Raw genomic sequence first — 21909 nt, forward strand, 5'->3', positions numbered from 1 at the left:
ATGATTCCACTGTGCAATTACTGGGTTAATATACAGCTCTGTGCACGACTGACCTACCAGGAGGACTTGATGACCCCTTCGAATGGCATTGTGGAAATTAGAACGCTCGCCGAGCTGTTGTCCCTTTACGAGATCGCCTCGGACAGCACCCTGGCGAAGGATCAGTACCGAAACCCGCTTCGGCCCTACCGGCTGATTCAGCCCGAGGCTAGCTGTCAGTACCAGAAGAACGGGAAGCGCTGTTCTCAAATGCATCAGCACGGCTTCGTCGTCGAGCGGCACGACGACTCGAAGGTGCTGATAGGGAATTGCTGCGCCCTGAACCACCTGGGCCTGGATGACGAGCAGGTCAGGGGGGAACTCAAGAAGCTGAGTGCCACCGAGCGGCAGAACATCCGTCGGCATAAGGTCGAAACAATGCTCAAACAGCGGGAGAGCCTCATAGGCCGGGTTCGGGCTGCGAGCATCAAGTTCAGGGATTTGCAGAATAAAGCCGGTCTGATTCTCTCCACCCTGCCCACTGAAGTGGGTGGTGTCCTGCTCAATCGTTGGAAGCGGAATGCTTTGGAGGTTTCCTGGGAGTACCTGCTCATCAAGAAGGGGAAAGACGAAAAGGGGAAGCCGTATGAGGAGCGGAGCTGGTATCCGCATTCCTTCGGCAAGCTCAAAGGCTTGGGTCTATGGCTGCAACTGGATCAGCAGTTGTATCAGGAAACCCTGTTGTCCCTACGCCGACAACTGGACGCGATTCCCACCAAAGCGCGATTGAGCCAAGTGGAGCTGGAGTTGGCGGAGGCCACTCTCAAGCAGGTGACTACCCTGGATATCATCGAGCGCGAGTTGCAGGATCAACTCGAGCTGTTGGGCGATTTCCGTAAGCCGGCGAACCTACAGCTGGCGATCCAAGTCGTCAGCAACCACAAGATCCGGGCTGAAACGGTGAAGGCTGTGCATCAACTGATGGGTGAGCCCTGCAGCACGGCCCCCGAGAAATATGTTGCCGAAATTGAACTGGCGCTTAAGCAGAAGTATTCGGCGGGCGGCATTCGCATCGCCTCCTGATTCCACCGGTGTTTCATCGCTACTCCCTGGTTGGTCTTTGTGTTCATTAGCAAACAGGCCAGGGTGAGCAGCAACTCAGATACCAAACTGCGTGGAAACCCATTCTCGGACGGCAGACCGCGCGATGCGAAATGGCAGCTAGTCGTGCTGGGAAGCACCCAATATCTGAGGAATTGGCGTAGCGAGGGAGGAGGCAAGATAGGCTTGATGTGATCGGAGCTGCTATGTGGGCTTCATGATAAAAAAACAGCAGCTTACAGACCAAATGAGTGAATTTTCCCCTTATCTCGGCATGGCCCCAACAGACCCTGATCGTCAAACAGGACGAGTTGACCCAGCTGAACCGCGACAATGCGCGCCTGCTCGCCGAGGCGCGCCAGTTGCAAAAAGAGCAGCATGCGCAGCAACAGTTACTGGCGCAGAAGGCTCAGTCCTTGGAGGACGCCCAGAGTGCGTTAATCGGCGCTGAGCGCGCGAATGAAGCCCTGGAACAGCGCTGCGGCACATTGCAGGAGGAGGTGTTCCGACTGAGCGAAACCTCAGCGATCCAGGCGCAGCAAGTGCAGAGCCTACAGGAGCGCTTGGCCGAAGCCATCACACACCTGAAGCTACTCGGGCATACGCCGCTCACTAACAGCGGTAATGAAATAGGTACATGACCCAGCGTTTCTAGCGCGAAGGCCGCCCCCGGCAGGGATCAAACTGGCAGTCCATATTCAATCGCACGAATAGCCTGCCGCACCGCGCGCGTACCAAATCCGGTTACCAGTAGCTCGACCGGCCTCTCATTGGACAGCACGACATTCGGTGCCGTTAGCCAGTGGAGCGCACCTCCTAGATCCCCATCGTACAGCTCCAATAGCGCATCGAGGATCTCGATAAGACGACAGAACACCTCACCAGCCTGTATAGACATCACGGCACTGCCGGGGGACGCAGTGATCCACTGCGCGATCTGCGCTGGCGATCGCTCCAACTCGCTTGCCAAATCGGAGATCAACGACACCGGCAGGCCCGCCAGTACGGCGACGTGCAGATAGTAGTGGCCTCTCGGCAAATCCAGTTTTTCGCGGAGCCTTTCCATAACTGCCTCCAGGATAATTGGCCATTTGATAATGTCATCTTGGCCCCGAGTTTGCGCATGATGGTCTCGAACCATCCGCACCGTAGCTTCGAGAGAGAGCGAATGAACACTATCTGAAGGCTACTCGGCAGTGCGAGAGGGCTTTGGCAGTGACGCTTTGATCGGTGTTATTATTGAAACCTGCCCAAGAGCTTCCTCTCCCGGGTGCGTGTACCGGTGATGAAACTTGGTTTGAGGCGGTCTCGTTGAGGCCGCCTTTGTCGCTTCTGGGAGAGCCCCCAGTACTAAGCAGCCGTTATGCGTCGAAGCGCAAAGCCTCGACCAAAGCTGTTCGCAGGCCCTCTAACTCGGCATTTCTCCAATCTTATGAACTCGCGCTGGGTACGGACGGCGGGAATTATCTGCAATTATCTCGGCATAGATAATTGATCAATATTTAGCCGCCACTACTGAGCAGCGCCTCTCAAAGTTAATCCTTTAGATACAGCAGGTTACAGAACGAATGTCCTAATTTTTGCCTTATCTCGGCATGCCCCCTGCAGGGTGCCGGTCAGCGCTCGCTTGGTGAAGCCGCAACGGTGCGCCATGTAGGTGTTGCCGTTGGCCATGGCTGGGCGATGGCCGTAGAGAATGTCGATGGGGGCGATCAGGCCGGCGGGCGAGACATAGGCCGCGTCGGTCAGCTTGTCTTCGGCCACCAGCGCACAGACCGCTTGCAGGTCGGGGCAGGTGATGACCACGAAGCCGCCTGGCTTGAGCACACGCTTGAATTCTGCCAGCGCCACCGGGACCTCGTGCGGGTACAGGTGCTCGATGTTGTGGCTGGAAAACAGCGCATCCACCGAGGCGTCCTTGACCTGTGACATGTCGGTCATGGTGCCGACGATGTCCGGGTTGACGCTTTGGTCGATATCCCGAAGCGCAGTTCCTGCCACTGCTCGGAAGCAAAGCCTCTGGTCGTGCCGCTCTTGTTCTTAGGACCGCAACCTACATGGAGGAAGGTTTTCACAATCAATTACTCGATCAAGGCCCTTGCCGGCTAAGCAGAGGGTGAGGGAAGTGTTCCGCTGGCCAGCGGAGGTTGCAACGCACACTAGGTCAAGAGCCGGGGAGGGTCAAGGCAGCGCCCTGGCGGGCAGGCCGTCCACCTGTGATCCACACCTGACACTGACTGTTCCGACATGACCGGTCATCTGATCGGCGCAGCGAGGGGTAGTGCGTGTCTTTAAATGATGGCAAAAGGTCATCACTTAAGGGTAAAAACTCAAGTGTTGCCCCAAGGAAGTCGGCGGCTGTCGGGATTTTTAAGGAAATTTTTCCGACGATCTCATAATGTAAAAATTTTTGTCGTTTTTTACAGTTAATTTTTTATAACCAAAACCATAAAAACGGCAAAATGCCATCAAAAAACAGTCTTAATGTTTCAAGAAATCCAGTCGCTAACCGAGTCACGCAGGCAATCCATTGCCTATTCATCTGGCTACGGCGGCAACGCTCCCATGCGTTTCGCCCCGTTAGCTGATTGAACCCGCCCCGATCGGGGCGGGCTTGGCCATGCTCAATTTCGCGTGCCCTGTGTAGCAAATTCAGAGGCATCAATCGAATCAAGGAAGGCTGCGAGCTTATCCATGATTTTCTGAGGGTCCACTTCCTTATCAATCTTGAATTCCAGCTTGCGCCCATTTAAACGAACTGAGCCAACCCCTTGCAGCTTCCGAGGTTCTGTCATCATGGGCTTAGGACCGCTACAAGCAGCAAGCTTCTGCCCAATCATGCGAAGTGCGGCTTCCTGGCCAGTCCCCTTCTCGGCCATTTGAATTACAATGCGATGGACGATGTTCACATCCGCCTTTGAATGCTCCACAAACTTTTTCGCATAGTTCGCTGTAATCAAGTGGGGCTTGGTGTTCAGAATTTCCTTGATCTGTTCGGGCAGCTGAATTAGGTCAAGGCAGCGGTTCACGACTGTGTGATCTACACCAAGGCGTCGAGCCAATGCCCGCTGGCTTTTATCAGCGCCTTTCAGCATATATCGTTGATAGCTCACAGCTTTTTCGTAATCCGTTAGCTCATTTTGAAGGTTGTCGGTGATTGCCAAAAGCATCGCCATGTCGTCTGACATTGGCTTAACATGAGCCATGATTTTGTCGCGGCCCAGCATTTTGTGAGCCCGCCACCGGCATTCACCGCCGATAAGCTCGAAACGCTCCCCTACAGGCCGGATTGTAATCGGTTTACCCAGGCCCACAGAGTCAATCGAGCCAGCGAGCTCTTCAAGCTTTGCTTGGTCGAAGAACATCCTTGGCTGATACGGAGAGGGATCGATCAGCTCAACTGGGACCTCCTCGAGCCATTCGTCCTTGAGTATGAGTTGACCTTCTTGAGCGTGTTGAGCAATGAGTTGCTTCGTATCAGCCTCTTGCTCAGATCCCATGGCCTGTTGGAGCATCGCCGCCCTGCTGCCACGGTTACCTGTGGTCGGCGGCATTTCCGTAGGCTTGCGCAGTGATGCCATTGCCGTGCTTGGCTTGCCTGGGTAGTCGGTGGATTTCATTAATCACCCTCCTGTGTTGCTACTAGCAACATTCCAATACGCTGTTGCTACTAGCAACAAAATCGTTGCGTGTTGCTAGTAGCAACACTCTTGAACATATGAACCCTGTTGCTAGTAGCAACACTCACTCTTGGGGCTGAGCAGCAACATGGCGGATTTTCTCCAAAACCTCGGCATGCACTGCGCGAGCGTTTTCGATGGTGTCCCGGTTAGCACCCTTCCAGAACATCAGGGGGACACCGTCATCGAGGGAGTTCACATAGTCTGCAGAGTGAAAAATCTTTTCCTCGGTCACCCGACCTGGGAAAAGCTGGTTCAACCTGTACAGGTTGTTCAGCATCCGAGGACGCCCCTTTGCAAACATGGTCGGCACAGCTACCAGTTCAGGAGCGAAACCGTATTCGCGTGCGAAACCAGCGCACCAGTCATGCAGTCGCAGGATCGCCTTGAAGGAGAATTTGTCCATTCGGACTGGGCTCATGAGCAGATCGCTTGCGGCTACTGAGTTCTTGGTCAGGCGCGAACCTGCGGGCGCATTATCAAAAATGATGACGTCGTATTGCGATAGGTCGCAGCCTGGAATTTTGCCGGCTTTACCATCTTCAACCCACTTCGCGTACCACATGTCCGAGTTATTGGCTGCGTCCAAAGCCACGCCCAGATCTTCTAGCGATGCGTCGGCGGGGATCAGGTGGGGGCCACTTTCACCAAAAGGTTTCTTGATGACTTCATCAAGCGTTTTGGGTTGAAACGATCGCATGCGAAGCATTGGGCTGATCAAGTGGCCGAGGTGACCATCAACGATGCGGTCAGCAGGGATTCCAAGCTCCTGCAAATCTTCTGGAGTAGCGTCCGGGTCGTAGCCGAGCATGCTCGACGTATCACCCTGGGGATCATTGTCGACCAGAAGAACGCGCAACCCGGCTAAAGAACAGGTAATAGCCTGGCCGACTGCTGTGGTGGTTTTGTTGGTGCCACCTTTCGAGATGTAGGTGGACATGACCACCTGGCGCGCCAAGCCTTTCAAGTGCCCAAGTTCACGGCGAAGTGCTGCCAAATCGAAAAGGTCCGAAGGCGTATAAACCCGAGAGGTGACGGTTCCGCGCGGCACGCGACGGATCTCGATGTTGTTTGCTTCTTCGATGTCTTTCAGGCGTCGAGTCGTAAGACCAAAGCAGTCTGCGGCGAAACGGGGCGTGAAAAACAACTCATTGAAATCCACGTAGGTTGCAACATCTTCGACCATTTCCACATTCGAGTTCATAGCACTTCTCCGTTTTGCTGTTGCATTCAGTATAAATCCTGAATTCCTGTTGTAAATCGTGGAATTCAGGTTGTTTGCATTTTTTTGAACGAATACCTGAACCCTTTGGCCGATTGTGTTGCTAGTAACAACACTATGAGAGGCCCAAGCACTCGTGCAGACGCCTACGCCGCAGCAAGCGAAGGCTGAGAGCATCTGAAAAGGGAGGGGGAGGGGATTTGTGGCAATGTGGCTATAAGCAGGGCTCGTTGCGAACCCGCTTTGAGGGCTTACTTCGTGGGCGGAGTTCGCTCGATGCCCCACATCATCTCAAGTGCCTGCTCGATCAGGAACGACATAGCAGTGTTTTGTTCGAATGCCTGCTTGCGAAGGCGCTCATGGTAATCGTCGCGCATGGTGATCGTTTTGGCACTCCGCTTAGGTTGCGAAGGTGCCGGCGCAGTGTCTTTTCGTGATGCCATGAACAGGCCCCCATATGGATTGAAGTCGCGACAATGATAAACCGTTTGCTTATTTATGGATACGTACGCACGTACAATACGTACGCATCAACAAAGCTTATCACTGTTGCTCAACGAGCCTCGCACCGCGACCGTCATTGGCACCGCGCTTCAAGTCCGACAGCTGCTGGATGGAGTCTTGGAGGTTGCGCAGGACATATGCAGGAAACCCAGGCTTACCCTCGGAATGACGTACTTTCAGATCGTCGATGTGGTCACTATCGAAACCCAAACGGGCAAGACTCAAATCATCGCCTTCCACAAGGGCTCGATTCGCAGTGATCATCACCGATCGGGCCTCTTCCAGTTTTTCGATTTCATCATCAATGTGGAGGGTATCGTCGCGATCAACCGACCATAACGAAATGCGCTTCATGATATTGCTCCTAGACGCTGATTGGTTAGCCTGGTAGCCGCCAGGCACAACACGGTGGGTTTCCTTACACACATTATACGTATGTACGTACGCATGCAACAGTATTTGTCGGCGATATACGACGACTTGGCTAATTTTTTTCTCGGGTGTCGCGGTTTGCTGAGATACCCAGGCGCAGCCGGCGCCGACGCGCGCACTCCTTCGAGCAACCAGCGAGATCGGCCAATGCCTGGTCACACATCGTCCCCTGCAGGTGGTCGAAATTTGTGATCGCTGATCGCTTAAAGGTGGGTTTTCCCAGTTGTTTCATACGCTTGATGACGAAGTAAGCCGATACGCCTGCGAGCTTGGCAATGTCAGCGACAGGGCGCTTGCCAAAAAAGATGTTGATATTTAAGAAGGGCAGGGGGGGACTCGGCCAAGGCAAATCGATCTTTGCCAATCTTGAGCCTGCGCCGCCGCACAGCTTCCGTGCTGCAGTCAGCTAATTCAGCAATGGCCTGGTCTGTACACTCCCCCATCAAATGATCGTATTGCTCAAGCCTCGATCGCGCTGGCATTCAACTCTCCATGTCTCGCTTTTCTAGCGAAGCGAACCATTCCATTTCCCCTTTTACCGCCAGCTCCTCGAGGAGCGATTGCTCATCACGCGTGTAAAACACGATTCGATGAGGCTTCACACTGGTATCCAGCCCCATGTGATAGTCCGGCAGCAGGTCACGCTGAATGATCTTGCGGATCTCGGCCCTGTAGTGGGTGAGGCTCTGCTTGGAGCCACATTTTTGCTGCAGTGCAACAATGTCTGCGGCCCAAATCATCTTGTTTCCCAAGTGTTTACGAGCGAGCTCATATAGCCGCCGTTCAAGAGGCATCCGCAGCCCAAAGTAGCGCCGATCAATGCTCATCACTTCAAAATGCAGGAAAGCGTTGTAGATCCACTCGGACAGCACGACTTCGCATTCCAACACGCCTTTGCCATTGGATGCGGTCTTGGTGACGGTGTAGTCTTCGATCCAGCCAAACCCCTTCGTCTGCTCTTGACCACCAGTAACGATATTGGTTTCGAGCTGAGTACCCTTTAATCGTCGAAGCATGTCCAAAACGTTCGAATATGCGTTTCCACCGGGATCCCGGGATGTACCTGTCAAAAAATCGTACGTATCGAACTTAACCCGCTTGGAAATTGGCATTCCTGCTTTTCGGGCTTCGATGATCTGCGACCCGAGGAACAGCAACAGGTCTTTATCGAATACGGTGGCGGCACCAATCACGGGCGGAATGATGCGAACACGCTTGTTGGTGCCGGGCTGGCTGTACTCACGAACGCTCGTATCAGGTTTGGTCGACAGGCTGAACAGCGGAAATTCCATGCTGGCCAGGTCATCCTTCACTGGCCACTCAACAATGTTCGCCTGGAACATGTCAGTTTGTACGTAGGGGACTACGTTTGATTTTCGCCCTCTTTTGAGGGGCTTATCATCTTCCACTGCCATATCGGCTATCTTCATCTCGATCATCACGCGATCCCGCCATTGTACACAGGTACATAGCGCCGCTTGTGCAGCTGCCGACTGACCCTGAGTATCAGTTTTGTGCAGGCCTCATCCGAGGCCAGTACGTTTCGTATTTCACCGACACCAAGCTCCCCTGAGATTCCCCAGCTGCGCATAGCCACGGTGTGACCGATTAGATCTACGAGGATCCGCAGTTCGTAGAAACGTGCGCCACGTTCCCATCTCGCATAATAGGGTCGGTTGAGGTAGCTGGTTGCAGTCGTTATCATGTCCGAACCCAGACGCTCCTAGACGAGTTCATTTCTGGTAGAAGCCCGGATCCGGTAGCCGCCGACCGGGCTTCGCTCTGCTTACGGCAAGACTTTATCGTCGTAAAGCATGACCATCTCGGCCATTACACACACCTCACCCTGCACCTTGGCCATCAAGCCGCGGCAGTCTCCTCGCTCCAGGACACCTGCATCCCACAGCTTGCACAACTCCCCATAGCTGTAGGTTTGCATCGGCCAATCACAGTGCCGAACGAACGTCCGGCCATGGCTATCCCGAAACTCACGGGAATATGAAGCGCCCATAATCACGAATTGTCGGCCATTGACCTTCACAGTTGGGACAGACGGGACCTTGTCGCCGGCCTCCGCGAAAGCAGCCGGGCAAACCGCACCATCCCAACGGTGGGAATCAAGCTTATGCAGATGGACAACGTCTCGGAAACTGGCCCGGAAGAAGCTCGATTCCCACGGAACGAACTCACACCAGCAACGCTGTTCAGCGCTTTTCAGCCAGGCCTGCACGACTATCGAACCGACACCAGGTACATGGATACCCAGCGTTTGCGAGCGCGGTGCGCGGCGCTGCTTGAAACGGCATCCATTCAAGCCACCAGCGTCTGCCAGAAAAGACAATTCCGCCCATTGATCCATGGATACGGGCAATGCAGATCTCCACAAAAACGAGCCAGCACGAAAAATGTCGGTACCGCAGCGCTTTTCCTGCTGCAAAGCTTGAAGACAGGATTCAATGCTCTGCTCGAAAAACTGACGGATTTCGCTGGGTACGTCATGCAGATGAGCACAGGCAGTGTCCAGCATCGCCTTATAGGCATCATGGGTATATTCAGGCGAGCACCAGCTCTCTCTACCACTGAAAGCAGCTTCGGCGATGGTTTCATCAAAGCTCAAACCCATTTGCACAGGATTCATCTTCAGCACTCCTAGAGAAATTCGACCCGGTAGCCGCCGGGGAAGCAGGAACGCTTCAGAACAAAGAATAACATGCGTACGTACGTACGCAAAGTGCAAATAGATTTCACCACCGCGGCCGCAACCTGGCAAGCCCTGACATATGCGACTTCAAAGACCATTCAGATATAAAGAGCGCGCTCTACGCTGCAATCTGAGCGATTCGTAAGGGTGAGGCACCAGATTCCACGTAGGGGCACGCCCATTAACAAGAGCGGCACCGCACCAAGCAGAGATATCCAAGGATTGAATGAACGTGGTACAGAGTAGAGCAGGTGATGTTGTGCAGGCTGGAGGTTCAGTGTGTCGAATCACTCCCCATACACACCCACCATCTGAATAGCTAATCAGGCAACGGCGGGAGCAAAGCAACCCCGGTAGGGGCAGGTACCTGATATACAGCATTCTTTACACCGGCTTTCATTGGCTCAGCCCCATTGTTTGGACCGGCCGGTTGTGGTGCTGCGGGGGTAAGGGGCGTCTGCTTAGGGCGAAGGGGAACAACCGACGGCGACTGTGCTTCTGTGATGACCGCCTTGTACTTGGCCACGGTTTGTCGTGATACGCCTGCAGTCAGGGCGATAGCCGTGTAGGTAAGCTGTGCCCCTTTGGCGATCAACTGCCGGCAAGCACCACGGATCTTGTGTGCGGTCTGGTTTTGTCTGACTGCATGTGTCCGCCTGGCGGCCAGGCTTTGGCGCTCCTCCAATGGCAGCGATCGATCAAGCTCCATCACACCTCGGTGGTAGTCGCCGCTACCGCGGTAATGAGCCCAGGTCCACCGGGCAATCGATTTGGCCGTGGCGCGCACTGATGAGTGGGGCAGGTCGTTGTAACGCTCTCGCGTGCGAAAACGGTTGTCGTTGTGACATTGCGCGAGGACCCGAGAGTAGAACGACTCGAAGTAACCATCAGCTCGCTCAGCATTGACGATTCTGTAAGCGTAAAAACGGACACGTTCGAACAAGGTGCAATGCCTGGAATGTGACACTGCGTCCATGTCGGGTCCTTTGGACCACAAAGGCATCGGCCTGGCCAAGTCGAGTTCTTCAGCCAGTTCGCCCAAGTCATAGACATGATTGTGCAATTCGGTGGTGATCCACCACGGATGACCAGGTGTCTTGGCAACTGGGCCACTGTGGTAATCCGGATCAGCCTTGAGCAGTGCGGCCATGCTGTCGTAGACAGCCTTCATGTATAGGATCGGCTTTTCACGGGCTCGCTCGGTGGTACACACAGGGGCAATCGCGTAGTAGATGTGTGAGTTGCCTGAGTTGCGATTACGCACAATGAAGTTTGGCGGTGGCAAGCCATGCTCGTCCCAGATCAGGGCGTTGGCATGGTCGAGATCGAAAACGAGCCATGACACGCGTCCTGGGCGATTTACCTGCATGTAGGGGTAGCGGATCGCGTATTCACGCGGCCGTACTCTCATTGCCGTTTTGTTGTCACTGCAACGTGCTAGATAGGAGGCCTCTTCAAGGATACGGCTCATTGCTGACACCGGCTGGAAGTAGCCAGGATGTGCAGGCGCCGTCGAAGCCGCGGTGATGAGGTTGCTCACCTGCAGGCCTCAGTGAAGAAGCTGAAAAATTCAGGGCGAATTAAACCGTGCCGCGTATTGCGCAGCAGAGTGCAGGTGTCCATACTCGAATTACCTGAAAGGGGCCCTCACGTCATCGATCTGCCAGGACCAGATGTGTGGGCTCTTTTTTTTCCCCCGGCAACGGTGGCCGGATCCTCTATTTATCGCTCGACCTTTCGATAAAACCTTCCTAAAAAGTGCCAATCATTGAGCAAGTTTTGGCGAAGGCTAGAGCCTCAATTCTCCCCCGTCAACCCGCTGTAACCCGCGTATTTACTGGGTTTCTTGCGGATTCAAGAACCGCCTTTCTATATTGAATTGGCAGCTTTGTACGACCTGCAAAGCGCATTGATCTCCAACCCAAAAAGCGCAACCGCCCTTCAATTTCGGGGGATTCACACGCTTCGCACGTCGGTGAAATACGAAAACGAGCATCGGCGATATACGACCAGGGTGTCGGTGATGTACGAGATTAAAAATCGGCGATATACGAGGGCAGGCGAGCAAAAAAAACTCCATCGGCGATATACGAATTGATCTTGCCCAGTCCCAGTGGACACCCCGTTAAGCGATAAACTGCAACGAGGTGAATCATGGCAAGACAAGCAACCCCAATGAAACAGACCCGCACCCGCCATTCCCAAGCCTACAAGGACGAAGCGCTGGCTTTGGCCGAGCGCATTGGCGTCAGCAAGGCTGCCGAACAGCTCGGCCTGCATGCTTCCCAGCTCTACGGCTGGCGGAGCAAGAAGCACCAGACTCAGGCCGGCAGTGAGCGCGAGCACTCGCTGGCCGACGAGAATGCCCGACTCAAGCGGCTGTTGGCCGAGCACGCCGAGGAGCTGGCCATCGTAAAAAAGGCCGCCGCGTACTTTGCCAAGAGCCTCAAGTGAAGTACGCCTTCATGAGGACTCATACCGCGCATTTCTCGATCCAGGCCATGTGTCGCGTGTTGGGCGTTGCCCGCAGCGGTTACTACGCTTGGTGCTCTCGCAGGCCGTCAATGCGCCAGCGGCGAAGAGCCGAACTGGATCGGCAGGTCGCTCAGGCATACAGCGCATGCAAGGGCCGCAGCGGGGCTCCACGGCTGTGCCACGACCTGCGGGAAGCCGGCCTACCCTGCAATCGCAAGACGGTAGCCCGATGCAACGGCAAGGACTGCGTGCCAAGGCCGCCAAGAAGTTCAAGGCCACGACCAATTCTCAGCACTCCCTGCCAGTGGCAGAGAACTTGCTCAAGCAGGATTTCAAGGCATCTGCGCCAAATCAGAAATGGGTGGGTGACATCACCTACCTGCATACGGAGGAAGGCTGGCTGTATCTGGCAGTGGTCATCGATCTGTATTCACGGATGGTGATCGGCTGGGCCATGAACGAACGCATGACGGCCGACTTGGTTTGCGATGCCTTGCACATGGCGCTGTGGCGACGCAGGCAGCCTAATGACGTGATCGTGCATAGCGACCGCGGCAGCCAGTACTGCTCAGCGGCTTACCAGGAGCTGATCCGCGCCCATCACTTGCGATGCAGCATGAGCGCCAAAGGCAACTGCTACGACAATGCCTGTGCAGAGAGCTTCTTCCACAGCCTGAAGGTCGAGTGCATCCACGGCGAGCGCTTCACGAGCCGCGCCCAGATGCGTGAAACCGTGTTTGAATACGTCGAAACCGATTACAACCGCCAGCGGCGACACAGCACGCTGGGGCACATCAGCCCAGAGGCCTTCGAGGCCAGGATGTGTGCTTAAACCCGTGTCCACGGCTGCTGGGCAAGATCAAATCGCATCGGTGAAGCACGAACTATGGCCACAACACCCGCCCTGCAGTTCCAAGACCGAAAACCGTCGTTCAGGCCCCTGTTTTAGGGGGTGTGAAGGCCCTCCTCGCTGCATTTTTTATCGGTGAAATACGACCCGTACCAGAAAATATCGGTGAAGTACGAACCGACATGAAATCACATTGCCATTACTGGCGATTTCGTATTGTGGATATACCGTAAACCCAGAATCCACGCGGCCCCTGTTAACACGGGTCAGACAAAAGGTTTTTTTGTGCTGACCGATTCCGCATCATGGTTAGAATACGGAAAACGGAGGGCCACACATGACCGATATCAAGGACGCCGCTGCGCCGCATCTTGACCAGCCTGGATCGAGGGAGGATCTAGGCCGGGCAGCATACGAACAAGAGCTGATGGAAATCAGCTCAGAAACTGCATCAAAACCAGGATGCAGTCGATCCAGTTGCACGCGATCTGGATGATCGCAAGCAGTTGGCCAGGCATACGTCCAGCATCGTCGATGCCTACCCGTTCAATGCCGGCACCACGGCCAACGATGCGCTGTGGATGGGCCTGCCGGTGCTGACCCGTTCAGGCCGCACCTTCGCTTCGCGCATGGCCGGGGCGCTGTTGACTGCCCTGGAACTGCCGGAGCTGATCACCACCACTCAGGCCGACTACGAAGCGCGTGCCGTGCAGCTGGCCACCGACGCCCAACTGCTGCCGGGCCTGCGCCAGCGCCTGGCCGCCAACCGCGCCACTTCGCCACTGTTCGGGGTTGTACGCCGGAATCCCAGAAATTTCCGTCAGCCCAGCTCCAGTCCCGCCACGAGCGCATCCAGGTCGATGAACTTGCCGTCAGTCTGGAAGGTGTAATGCCCGTTCAGCAGGATGTGCCGCCAGGCCGCTGGCGACATCTGCGTGATCAACGCCAGCGCCTTGGCATTGCCAGCTGCCTCGTACTTCGTCAGCAGCAGGGACAGGATCGCCGAGTTGTAGAAGATGATCGCGTTGCCGATCAGCCTGGCGCACTGGTTGCTGATCTCGATTTCGATGTCGGTGCGGCCGGTCAATTCCTTCTTCCCACCGACTTGGGCGATGGTCGAGCGTAGCTGGTGATAGGACTCAATGCGGTTCTGCGAGCGGTGAACATTACGCTCCAGTTGCGGGTCGCGCAGGTAGCGCAGTGTGTAGATACTGCGGATGAGCTTGTCGAACTCGAAGATTGCGCGCCGCGTCGGGTTCGGCGCCGTATAGGTGCACAGCTTGCGGATCAGCGTGCCCTGCGTCATTTCCTTCAGGCCCAGTGTGGCGACGATTCGGTCGATGTTCGCCTTCTCACCGACGATGAGTTGCCGGTCGATCTGGCCAGCCGGCCGGATCAGGCATTTCTCGTACAATGCCAGATCATCGGCGCAATACAGCTCCTGCAACTGGTCGTCGAGGTCGGTGAAGCGCGGCTCGAAACGAAGTCCGAACCAGTGCAGGATGGCGAAGTTGGCCTTGTTGATGCTGTGCATGTCGCCGGTGATCGCGCTCGGCACGATGTCCGACGTGTTGCGGTACCAGATGTCGAACACGTGGTGAGCCTCGTACTCGTGTGCGCCTATCAGGTAGCCGTTCAACGGCACGTGATTGCACAGCAGCGTGTAGGCGACGACGCCCTTGCCGCGGCCGAAATATTTGCGCGAGTAGCGCGCCTTCACAGTTGGTCGCTCGACGCCGAATTTCTGCCCATCAACGGCACCGTACAACGAATCGAGGTCGAACGAGTAATGCGGGAAGATCGGCAGTGCGGCGATGGCGTTGCTGATGCAATCGTTGGCCACATGTAGCGTCGCCTGGCGCAGGTACTGCTGGTAGGTACTCTCCAGGACGTGGTACGGGATGTCGCTGGTACGTGCCATAACCTGGTTGCCGTGGTTCATGGCTTGGGCAATGATCACCGCCATCAGACTGTCGGCGTCGGCTACCTTCTTCGCATAGCGTGGCTGCAATGGTGTCAGCGCCGACAGGAACTGGCACTGGCCGTTGACGAAGCGAAACACGTCGGCGACATCGCAGTATGGCAGTTGCTCGTAGAGAGCTTGCTCGCGCGCCTTCTGGTTCTCCCCCTTGGGCTTGCGCCAGGTCAGTCTCTGCGTGTCCTTGTCGTATTCCAGGTGCGTCAGCTTGCCCTGTTTCAGCTCGCGATTGAACGCCACCCATTGCGCACGCAACTCGGCCGCCAGTGCATCGAGCTGGGCACTGACCGGCTGCCGCAGGAAGGGGATGTCCATCTGCGCGAGCACGGCGGCTTTCTCGTCCATCGAAACCAACTCGTCGGACAAATGCCGGTGCTGCAAGCTGTCGTCAATGTAGAGCTCGCCCGCCTGGAAGCGTTTCCTGACCTGACGGTAAAGCCAGAATTCGTAACGATCGGCATGCAGGCCTGTCGGCGTGCCTTCGGCATCGAACATCAGCAGGTACGGACGCAAGCGTTTCGGCAGCGTTGCCGCCGGACATTCGTCGAGTGGCCGTTGTGATAGGCGCTGCTGCTTGGCGAACACGCTCTTGGCCCAAGTCAGCGCCGCGAGCCATGGGTTATCGGGGGCCGTGCCGGCGAAGTCGAGCGCGACGTACAGCGGCCGTAGATGGCGTCGAATGCGTTCGGCCAGGCCGTCCACCGCCTGCCAGTGCAGCGCCAGTTTGTTCAGTGGCTTGACGCTCATGCGCTGCGCCGTGTTTTGCAGCAATTCCCTGGACATGATTTTGTAGGCGCGTTGGCGCACCTCGCCGAACGGCGTCGGATCGGCCACGCTGTCGTCCACGTACAGCGACAGCAGGCGGCCAACCTGCGGCGTTTCCTGATGGCGTCGCAGCTGTTCGGCGACAAAGGACTGTTTCGCACCCGTGCGGCTCTCGTCCTCAAGTTTTTTCATGTGGAAGGCCATCGCGTCGACCAGGTTGTCGGTGAGCTGCCGGTAACGTACCCAGGCATAGCACAGCAGGTAGAGCCGGGTCTGCTCCGCCTTCAGGTGGCGCAGGTCATGGACGGTATAGAAGTTCGCCAGGCTCGCGTAGTACAGCAGGTTCTGCTGCGAGATGCCGAGCTTGGGCAGCAGCGCCTTGGCGATCCCGTGCAAGGACTTCAGCGTGGCGCGCTTCTCGCGCTCCCCTGCCATCTGACGCCAGCCGAAATCTTTAGCGTCCTGCTTGAGCGCTGCCAGTTGAGACAGGGTGTCGTCACGCACCAGGAGCTGGCCCAGCGCAGCTTTGGCCGATTCGTCCAACACTTCTGCCAGCAAGCCGCCCAAGCGCCTGCGTTCGGTGGACAGGGCTTCACTGACCAGCTCTTGTAAGGTGGTGTGGCCGGGCCGGATGATTTTGTGCTCGCTGAGCCAAACGATCAGTTCGGCGGCCACGAATCCTGGCATTACGTCGCGCCGCACGATCTGTTCAGCCTGCTGTGCCAGTTGCGGCAGGAAGCTAGCCGCCCACGACCGGTAGCCGAACAGTTCGGCGATCTGACCCCTCTGGCTGTAGTGCTCATGCTTGGTGATCGCCTTGCGTTCGAACGCTTCGCCGTGGAAATAGCGACTCAGCACGAAGGCGCAATCGTCCTCGACCTCATGCCAATCGAAGCGGAAGAAAGCATGCTTGGCCTTGAAGTAGCCGATCTGCAAGACGCAATAGACTTGGGCCTGCAGGCTAGGCCGGCTGCTGGCGAACGCCAGTTCAGATTCGGTCAACGCCAGGTATTCCAGCCGCTGAGCATCGTCGAAGTCCGGTAGGCCGTACAAGGCTTCCTGCTCTGCGTCAGAAAAGACGGTGAGTAGCTTATTCTTGTTGCTCATCGACCGTCCTTCCCGCACCACGCCAACCTGCTCGCGTCAATGTTTCGATCAACGTAGTGCGCTTGACATTGAAGTTGCGGCACACCGCCGCCTTAGACATGCCGCCATCGAGCGCGGCGACGATGGCGTCCAGCTTCTCACCAGTGATCGCCTGCGGCCGGCCGCCGATCCGGCCGCGTTTGCGTGCGGCGGCCAAGCCCGCGACGACGCGCTCCTGAATCAAGGCGCGCTCGTACTGCGCGAGCGCACCGAACACCTGGAACAGGAATTCGCCCGAGGGCGTCGTAGTGTCCAGGTTCTCTGTCAGCGAGCGGAACGCCACCCGCTTGTCCTTGAGCGAAGTCACAATGGCGAGCAGGTGCGACAGCGAGCGACCGAGCCGGTCGAGTTTCCACACCACCAGCACATCGCCGGCTCGAACGAACTCAAGCGCCCGCGCCAAGCCGGCACGGTCATCCTTCGCGCCAGAGGCACGATCCTCAAACAGGTGACGCGGATCGACGCCGGCGGCGAGCAGCGCGTCGCGCTGCAAGTCCGTGCTCTGGCGGTCGGAGTCCGACGACACGCGCATGTAGCCAACCAACATAGGCGGATAACCATCAAAAACAGGTTTCCGCATAATAGTGAATAGCGATAGAGTTTTCCGTACATTTTTGAGGGGGTGTTGCACAGGTAGCACAGCGGCGGCTGACAGCCTGTCGCAAAACAAATGTTTTACGACACCTCCTTGAGGTTGCCGCGTTTACATCATTACCTGAACAGGTATAAAATTCCGTCATGACAAACAAAGAAAAACCGCTCGAATGGATCGCGAGCAGCCACAAGGATTTGATGGCGTTGCCGTCCGACGTGCGTCGCCGTTTCGGTTACGCGCTCTCGTTGGCGCAGATAGGCGATCAGGATGACGCAGCAAAGGTGCTCAAGGGGTTCGGTGGTGCCGGCGTGCTGGAGGTCGTCGAAGACGATGCCGGCGGCACCTATCGAGCGGTATACACGGTCAAGTTTGCGGAAGCGGTGTTCGTCCTGCACTGCTTCCAGAAGAAGAGCAAGAGCGGAATCGCCACGCCAAAGGCCGACATGGACATCATCCGCGCTCGGCTGAAGGTGGCCGAGGTATTGGCACAGGAGCTACGAAATGCAAAAACGAATCATTGAAGGCGTCGAGGTTCAGCGCAGCTCGGGCAACGTCTTTGCCGACCTTGGACTGCCTGACGCTGAAAAGCTCAAGATCAAGACCGGCCTGGTGGTCGAGATCAGGAGGGCCATGCGCGCCCTTGGGCTGACTCAACAAGCGGCGGCCAAACGCATGGGCATCCCGCAACCGAAGGTGTCGGGCATGATGCGCGGCGACTTCACCAATCTATCCGAACGCAAGCTGATGGATTGTCTGAATCGCCTCGGCTACGACATCGAAATCAAGGTACGGCCAGCAGCCGAGCCGATCGGGCATCTAACGCTCGCAACCGCTTAATCGGAGCTCTCCTGATGGCAGCCCGCATCACCGACGACGAATGGGACGAACTGACTCCCGAGAATTTCGATACCACGGCACTGCTGCGTGCAGTCGATGCCGTGGACGTGCTGCGCGGCGATTTGAATGACAGCGCAGACGGCGCACCTCCGCAACTGCGCACCGACCTGTTGAAGCTGCATCAACTGGCAATGGCCGCGTTCAACGAGGGATCACGCAGCCGAGTGGCTGAGCTATTTGATCTCGCCGTGGATCTTCAGGATCAGGTTGATCATCTGATGACCTCGCTGGAACAAGTGCAAGAAACCCTGTCCCGGTTGACGGCGCTCTACCCAGAAAGCCTGTCCTGAATGTTCTTGGAGACAACCACATCATGAGCCGCAGCCGCCGCAAAACGCCCATCGTTGGGCACACGACCTGCCGTAGCGAGCGCGAGGACAAGAAACTCTGGCATCAGCGCTGGCGAACCCACGAGCGCACCGCGCTGGCCAGCGCGTCGCCGGAAGCTCTATGCGCCCATCTGCCTCTACTGGAAAACCAGGTCAGCAACGTCTGGTCGATGGGTAAGGATGGCCGCTCCTACTGGCCCATCAAGCGCCAGGCCGCCACGGCGGATCGCATTGCCAACCACAAGGGACGCAATCCGCAAGAGCGCGCCTCCCTGAAAAAGCGTCTGCTGCGCAAGTGGATGAGCAAATGAACCTGTCCACCATCGAGGCGCTGGCTATCGCTTGGGCGCGAATCGCTGAAGAAGCAGAACTCCCAGCCGGCTACGAGGGCACGGCGACGCCAGAGGCGCATCGGGCCTGCGAGGTGATCCAGGAGCGGATTCGAGAGCACGTCGTCGCCACCAATGACATGCGGCTGTTCGGCCTGCTGCACCTGCTTGGGCAGGCGTCGCTGCGCATGGAGCAAGCGCTGTGGCCGGAAGAATATGCGCGGATGACCCGCGAGGTCGAGGAAGCTCTCCGAGAGGCCGACGACCCCAACGCCAAGTCGTACACCCACGAAGAAGTCATGCGGGCGATGCAGGAACTCATCGACCAAGCGCGAGACAAGCCATGTTGATCGGCTGACGGAAATTTCTGGGTTTCCGGCTTACAACCCCATGCTGATCACTCGGCGTCAGGGGGGGTGAACGTTACAGACATTGTAACCTGTATCGTACGATACAGGTTACACATCAAAAAAAGGGGGCAAGCCCCCTCACCGTCCCGCTAAGTAGGCGACGTACACGATGGCGGCGCCTAGCGCCGCACCAATCAGTAGCAGAGCTACCGAGTACCCAACCGCCCGGCGCTCAGCCTGTGCAGTCACCAGGTTGGCCGCACTGCGGTTGATCTCATTCCCAATCCGGGCCGCCGCTTCGCGTCCTGCCTGCACCAGTGCGTTGCGCTGTTCTTCCATCATCGACTCGAAGTTCAGCTGCGTCTGCAGCAGGACTTTGCCTGCTGCATCGCGTACGGCTTCGGAAGTCTTCGCCGCCAGGTCGGCGTCAACCTGTTCCAGGCGCCGCACGATGGCATCAAAGTCTTCCATCATTTGCGCGATCATCGCTTCGCGTGCCGTGGTCGGGTCCTTGGCCATCGTTCACTTCGCGTACACAGCGGTGGCAAGAAAGGTGCAGACAAGGGCGCCCCACCGGCATCGACTCAGCAAACCTTACTCGATGACCAGCTGGGCAAGCTGCGCGAAGCCAACACCGTCTTGGAGGCGCAGGTCAAAACGCTGACCTCGGAGAATACCTACCTCAAGGCCGAGCTGGAGGAAGCGCGTAAGCAGCTGGCCGAACGCTGGAAAGACTCGGAATGACGGCCCGGCACCATGACCAGGACCTGCGGATACCGCGTGAAGAATTCGAGCGGATCCGCACCAAGTCGAAAATGCACCAGCGCAGCCTCGACGTCGCCTTTGAAATCCTGGTCGAAGGCAAGGGTCTTGTCGCGGTCGCCAATGCACATGACCTGACGAAACAGCGTGCCTTGGCAATTCGCGACAAAATCTATTCCAGCTACCTCACTCAAACCCCGGAGGGTTGGCGGTGCGCGCAGATCTGCGCACCTGCTGAAATGATCGATCGTTTCGTGCTGGAAGCCGACGCCGAACGGCTTCGGTACTGGCAGACCCATTCCATGACCACCAAGGACGTTGACCCATGAGCACCCCCACCGATAAGGAACTCGCCCAGCTGCTGCAGCCATTGCAGGAAAGCTTGGCGGGTATCAACCGTTCACTGCGTACATTGGCCGATACCCGTCTGCTCGAAATGTTCGGCCCTGAGCTGTCCGACCGAAAGAAATGGACTGAGCAGTTGAAGCACGCACACCAAAGGGATGACCGGGCGCTGTTTGATCTGCGTCAGGCAGGCGAACAGGGCCGATACCCGGGCGGATATGACCAATGGGTCAAAGACTACGGCGAGGAAGAAGCCAAGAAGCTGGCAGCCCCCGTGGTAAGCGCTTTGGAACATCGAAAAGTTACCTCGGCAGAACTGGCCGAGCTGGAAGCCGCTCAACCTGTATTGGCGCGGTTGTATCGAGAGTTCATCAAACTGCAAGGCTGATCCCGGTCCCTGGAGTGACGAATTGGTTGACGTTGCACCCATCGGCTATGCGGCTATCCACGCGCCCAACCATAGCATTCGTCACTTCGGGGACCGGGAAACCATATCGTCACAATTGGGTATACCTCAAATGTCACAGCTGTGACCGCTCCAATAATTCAGGTGCGGTGATTTAACATACGCCCATACTGATACAATGATTTGAGTACACTCAAACTGATACGGTAACACTATGTTCATCCGCGCATATCTACGAGCATCGACAGAAGACCAGGATGCAAGTCGCGCCCGCGACCAACTGGAAACCTTCGTTACTGGCTTCGGCCTGGCTATCGCTGCCAGCTACATGGAGAACGCTAGCGGTTCGCACGCCAACCGACCCGAACTGATCCGTTTGCTGAAAGACGCCAAGCGAGGCGATGTGTTGCTGGTGGAGAGTATTGATCGACTATCGCGCATGGGTGATCAGGATTGGCGGGAACTTAAGGGCGCGATTGATCAGCGGGGACTGCGTATCGTCGCTATCGACCTTCCAACCAGTCACCAGGGCATGACCTTGCCCACCAACGATGAATTCACCGACCGGATGCTGTCGGCCATCAACTACATGATGATCGACATGATGGCGGCAATTGCCCGCAAGGATTATCAGCAGCGGCGGGAGCGGCAGAGCCAGGGCATCGCCAAAGCTAAAGCAGCTGGTGTGTACAAGGGCAGGCCAGTGGACGAGGATCTACGCAAGCGGGTGCGCGAGCTACTGGGCGCGAACCTCGGGATCCGCGCTACCGCCAGGCACGCGGACTGTTCAACCACCACCGTGATGCGTATTCGTGATGAGCTGTCAGTCGAGCCGGGCGGGAATGGGTGACTAGCGCAGGCGCAGCCGGAGTCTGTCAGCCATTCACGGCTGGCCGCCGCCGGCAGGCGACTTTGAGGCCCTAACAGCCAAGGCAAATGCAGCTGGGGTTAGGAGATCATAAGAACGATGACTTGCCGACCCTTGAAATTCGCGGCCTGCAGGCTTGCACCTCGCTCACTGTATGCACGAACCCCCGATCATCATCCGTGAGCGACCGTCGCT

At 56.8% G+C, this 21909-nt stretch carries 22 protein-coding genes and 4 pseudogenes; 13 read left to right on the top strand and 13 right to left on the bottom strand.

What is annotated here, in order from left to right:
- The first annotated feature begins 69 nt into the window (after positions 1-69).
- Positions 70-1062, top strand: a complete 993-nt coding sequence (locus tag KDB76_RS28895; RefSeq protein ID WP_034000039.1) for a hypothetical protein — start codon at positions 70-72, stop codon at positions 1060-1062.
- A gap of 299 nt (positions 1063-1361) precedes the next feature.
- Positions 1362-1721 (top strand): annotated as a pseudogene (locus tag KDB76_RS28900) (cointegrate resolution protein T); the annotation flags it as partial.
- Positions 1722-1759: 38 nt separating this feature from the next.
- On the opposite strand, the gene KDB76_RS28905 reads toward KDB76_RS28900, so the two are convergent.
- From KDB76_RS28905 to KDB76_RS28950, 10 genes and pseudogenes are all read right to left on the bottom strand, one after another.
- On the bottom strand, positions 1760-2146 hold the full coding sequence (locus tag KDB76_RS28905; protein ID WP_034000041.1) for an antitoxin Xre/MbcA/ParS toxin-binding domain-containing protein: 387 nt from the start codon (positions 2144-2146) through the stop codon (positions 1760-1762).
- Between the two features lie 536 nt (positions 2147-2682).
- Positions 2683-3155 (bottom strand): annotated as a pseudogene (locus tag KDB76_RS28910) (methyltransferase domain-containing protein); the annotation flags it as partial.
- A gap of 549 nt (positions 3156-3704) precedes the next feature.
- Positions 3705-4700 carry a ParB/RepB/Spo0J family partition protein gene (locus tag KDB76_RS28915; protein WP_200929563.1) on the bottom strand — a complete coding sequence of 332 codons (996 nt, stop codon included), beginning with the start codon at positions 4698-4700 and terminating at the stop codon, positions 3705-3707.
- Between the two features lie 124 nt (positions 4701-4824).
- The gene (locus KDB76_RS28920) at positions 4825-5964 is read right to left on the bottom strand and encodes a ParA family protein (protein ID WP_104833257.1); all 1140 of its coding nucleotides are present in this window, start codon (positions 5962-5964) and stop codon (positions 4825-4827) included.
- Between the two features lie 269 nt (positions 5965-6233).
- Complete coding sequence (locus KDB76_RS28925; RefSeq protein ID WP_212632293.1) at positions 6234-6425, bottom strand: hypothetical protein; 192 nt, start codon at positions 6423-6425, stop codon at positions 6234-6236.
- A gap of 100 nt (positions 6426-6525) precedes the next feature.
- A complete protein-coding gene (locus KDB76_RS28930) occupies positions 6526-6840 on the bottom strand; it encodes a hypothetical protein (protein WP_104833256.1) in 315 nt (104 codons plus the stop codon).
- Between the two features lie 130 nt (positions 6841-6970).
- Positions 6971-7282: a hypothetical protein gene (locus KDB76_RS28935; RefSeq protein WP_212632294.1), complete on the bottom strand. Its 312-nt coding sequence runs from the start codon at positions 7280-7282 to the stop codon at positions 6971-6973.
- Between the two features lie 118 nt (positions 7283-7400).
- A complete protein-coding gene (locus KDB76_RS28940; RefSeq protein ID WP_104833254.1) occupies positions 7401-8357 on the bottom strand; it encodes a replication initiator protein A in 957 nt (318 codons plus the stop codon).
- 347 nt (positions 8358-8704) lie between these two features.
- On the bottom strand, positions 8705-9556 hold the full coding sequence (locus tag KDB76_RS28945) for a hypothetical protein (RefSeq protein WP_212632295.1): 852 nt from the start codon (positions 9554-9556) through the stop codon (positions 8705-8707).
- A gap of 382 nt (positions 9557-9938) precedes the next feature.
- Positions 9939-11159 (bottom strand): replication initiation protein, encoded by a 1221-nt coding sequence (locus KDB76_RS28950; protein WP_212632296.1) that lies wholly within the window; start codon positions 11157-11159, stop codon positions 9939-9941.
- A 614-nt stretch (positions 11160-11773) separates the two neighbouring features.
- Here KDB76_RS28950 and KDB76_RS28955 point away from each other — a divergent pair.
- A pseudogene (locus tag KDB76_RS28955) lies at positions 11774-12926 on the top strand (IS3 family transposase).
- 524 nt (positions 12927-13450) lie between these two features.
- A pseudogene (locus KDB76_RS28960) lies at positions 13451-13834 on the top strand (hypothetical protein); the annotation flags it as partial.
- On the opposite strand, the gene KDB76_RS28965 reads toward KDB76_RS28960, so the two are convergent.
- Both KDB76_RS28965 and KDB76_RS28970 read right to left on the bottom strand, forming a co-directional pair.
- Positions 13765-16794: a Tn3 family transposase gene (locus KDB76_RS28965; RefSeq protein WP_010799689.1), complete on the bottom strand. Its 3030-nt coding sequence runs from the start codon at positions 16792-16794 to the stop codon at positions 13765-13767. The pseudogene KDB76_RS28960 and the gene KDB76_RS28965 overlap by 70 nt on opposite strands.
- Entirely contained in the window at positions 16778-17380 is a 603-nt protein-coding gene (locus KDB76_RS28970) for a recombinase family protein (protein WP_010465829.1), read from the bottom strand. Before KDB76_RS28970 ends, KDB76_RS28965 begins: the two co-directional genes overlap by 17 nt.
- Before the next feature lie 191 nt (positions 17381-17571).
- Here KDB76_RS28970 and KDB76_RS28975 point away from each other — a divergent pair, with 191 nt between their 5' ends.
- The 5 genes from KDB76_RS28975 to KDB76_RS28995 are packed head-to-tail and all read left to right on the top strand — an operon-like array spanning position 17572 to position 19333.
- Positions 17572-17949, top strand: coding sequence for a type II toxin-antitoxin system RelE/ParE family toxin (locus KDB76_RS28975; RefSeq protein WP_003151133.1), 378 nt, complete (start codon positions 17572-17574; stop codon positions 17947-17949).
- Positions 17930-18265, top strand: a complete 336-nt coding sequence (locus KDB76_RS28980; RefSeq protein ID WP_001172026.1) for a helix-turn-helix transcriptional regulator — start codon at positions 17930-17932, stop codon at positions 18263-18265. The genes KDB76_RS28975 and KDB76_RS28980 overlap by 20 nt, the downstream gene beginning before the upstream one ends.
- A 14-nt stretch (positions 18266-18279) precedes the next feature.
- Complete coding sequence (locus KDB76_RS28985; RefSeq protein ID WP_000741275.1) at positions 18280-18615, top strand: hypothetical protein; 336 nt, start codon at positions 18280-18282, stop codon at positions 18613-18615.
- 23 nt (positions 18616-18638) lie between these two features.
- A complete protein-coding gene (locus KDB76_RS28990) occupies positions 18639-18965 on the top strand; it encodes a hypothetical protein (protein WP_000091614.1) in 327 nt (108 codons plus the stop codon).
- On the top strand, positions 18962-19333 hold the full coding sequence (locus KDB76_RS28995; protein WP_023294894.1) for a hypothetical protein: 372 nt from the start codon (positions 18962-18964) through the stop codon (positions 19331-19333). The genes KDB76_RS28990 and KDB76_RS28995 overlap by 4 nt, the downstream gene beginning before the upstream one ends.
- A 138-nt stretch (positions 19334-19471) precedes the next feature.
- On the opposite strand, the gene KDB76_RS29000 is transcribed toward KDB76_RS28995, so the two are convergent.
- Positions 19472-19807: a hypothetical protein gene (locus KDB76_RS29000; RefSeq protein WP_192576888.1), complete on the bottom strand. Its 336-nt coding sequence runs from the start codon at positions 19805-19807 to the stop codon at positions 19472-19474.
- On the opposite strand from KDB76_RS29000, the gene KDB76_RS29005 reads away from it, so the two are divergent.
- The 4 genes from KDB76_RS29005 (at position 19808) to KDB76_RS29020 (ending at position 21696) form a co-directional block, all read left to right on the top strand.
- Positions 19808-20077, top strand: coding sequence for a hypothetical protein (locus KDB76_RS29005; protein ID WP_192576887.1), 270 nt, complete (start codon positions 19808-19810; stop codon positions 20075-20077).
- Entirely contained in the window at positions 20074-20424 is a 351-nt protein-coding gene (locus KDB76_RS29010) for a TrfB-related DNA-binding protein (RefSeq protein ID WP_212632297.1), read from the top strand. Before KDB76_RS29005 ends, KDB76_RS29010 begins: the two co-directional genes overlap by 4 nt.
- Positions 20421-20828 carry a hypothetical protein gene (locus KDB76_RS29015; protein ID WP_104833234.1) on the top strand — a complete coding sequence of 136 codons (408 nt, stop codon included), beginning with the start codon at positions 20421-20423 and terminating at the stop codon, positions 20826-20828. Before KDB76_RS29010 ends, KDB76_RS29015 begins: the two co-directional genes overlap by 4 nt.
- Before the next feature lie 232 nt (positions 20829-21060).
- Positions 21061-21696: a recombinase family protein gene (locus KDB76_RS29020; RefSeq protein WP_047306864.1), complete on the top strand. Its 636-nt coding sequence runs from the start codon at positions 21061-21063 to the stop codon at positions 21694-21696.
- Positions 21697-21909: the final 213 nt, after the last annotated feature.

Source organism: Pseudomonas sp. JS425, assembly GCF_018223845.1.
Lineage (GTDB): Bacteria > Pseudomonadota > Gammaproteobacteria > Pseudomonadales > Pseudomonadaceae > Aquipseudomonas > Aquipseudomonas asiatica.

Coding starts and splice junctions, on each gene's coding strand:
- KDB76_RS28970 (WP_010465829.1), bottom strand. CDS start 17,380: ATGTTGGTTGGCTACATGCGCGTGTCGTCGGACTCCGACCGCCAGAGC.
- KDB76_RS28940 (WP_104833254.1), bottom strand. CDS start 8,357: ATGATCGAGATGAAGATAGCCGATATGGCAGTGGAAGATGATAAGCCC.
- KDB76_RS28905 (WP_034000041.1), bottom strand. CDS start 2,146: ATGGAAAGGCTCCGCGAAAAACTGGATTTGCCGAGAGGCCACTACTAT.
- KDB76_RS28930 (WP_104833256.1), bottom strand. CDS start 6,840: ATGAAGCGCATTTCGTTATGGTCGGTTGATCGCGACGATACCCTCCAC.
- KDB76_RS28920 (WP_104833257.1), bottom strand. CDS start 5,964: ATGAACTCGAATGTGGAAATGGTCGAAGATGTTGCAACCTACGTGGAT.
- KDB76_RS28975 (WP_003151133.1), top strand. CDS start 17,572: ATGACAAACAAAGAAAAACCGCTCGAATGGATCGCGAGCAGCCACAAG.
- KDB76_RS28965 (WP_010799689.1), bottom strand. CDS start 16,794: ATGAGCAACAAGAATAAGCTACTCACCGTCTTTTCTGACGCAGAGCAG.
- KDB76_RS28915 (WP_200929563.1), bottom strand. CDS start 4,700: ATGAAATCCACCGACTACCCAGGCAAGCCAAGCACGGCAATGGCATCA.
- KDB76_RS28990 (WP_000091614.1), top strand. CDS start 18,639: ATGAGCCGCAGCCGCCGCAAAACGCCCATCGTTGGGCACACGACCTGC.
- KDB76_RS29000 (WP_192576888.1), bottom strand. CDS start 19,807: ATGATGGAAGACTTTGATGCCATCGTGCGGCGCCTGGAACAGGTTGAC.
- KDB76_RS28980 (WP_001172026.1), top strand. CDS start 17,930: ATGCAAAAACGAATCATTGAAGGCGTCGAGGTTCAGCGCAGCTCGGGC.
- KDB76_RS28925 (WP_212632293.1), bottom strand. CDS start 6,425: ATGGCATCACGAAAAGACACTGCGCCGGCACCTTCGCAACCTAAGCGG.
- KDB76_RS28895 (WP_034000039.1), top strand. CDS start 70: ATGACCCCTTCGAATGGCATTGTGGAAATTAGAACGCTCGCCGAGCTG.
- KDB76_RS29010 (WP_212632297.1), top strand. CDS start 20,074: ATGACGGCCCGGCACCATGACCAGGACCTGCGGATACCGCGTGAAGAA.
- KDB76_RS28945 (WP_212632295.1), bottom strand. CDS start 9,556: ATGAATCCTGTGCAAATGGGTTTGAGCTTTGATGAAACCATCGCCGAA.
- KDB76_RS29020 (WP_047306864.1), top strand. CDS start 21,061: ATGTTCATCCGCGCATATCTACGAGCATCGACAGAAGACCAGGATGCA.
- KDB76_RS28985 (WP_000741275.1), top strand. CDS start 18,280: ATGGCAGCCCGCATCACCGACGACGAATGGGACGAACTGACTCCCGAG.
- KDB76_RS28995 (WP_023294894.1), top strand. CDS start 18,962: ATGAACCTGTCCACCATCGAGGCGCTGGCTATCGCTTGGGCGCGAATC.
- KDB76_RS29015 (WP_104833234.1), top strand. CDS start 20,421: ATGAGCACCCCCACCGATAAGGAACTCGCCCAGCTGCTGCAGCCATTG.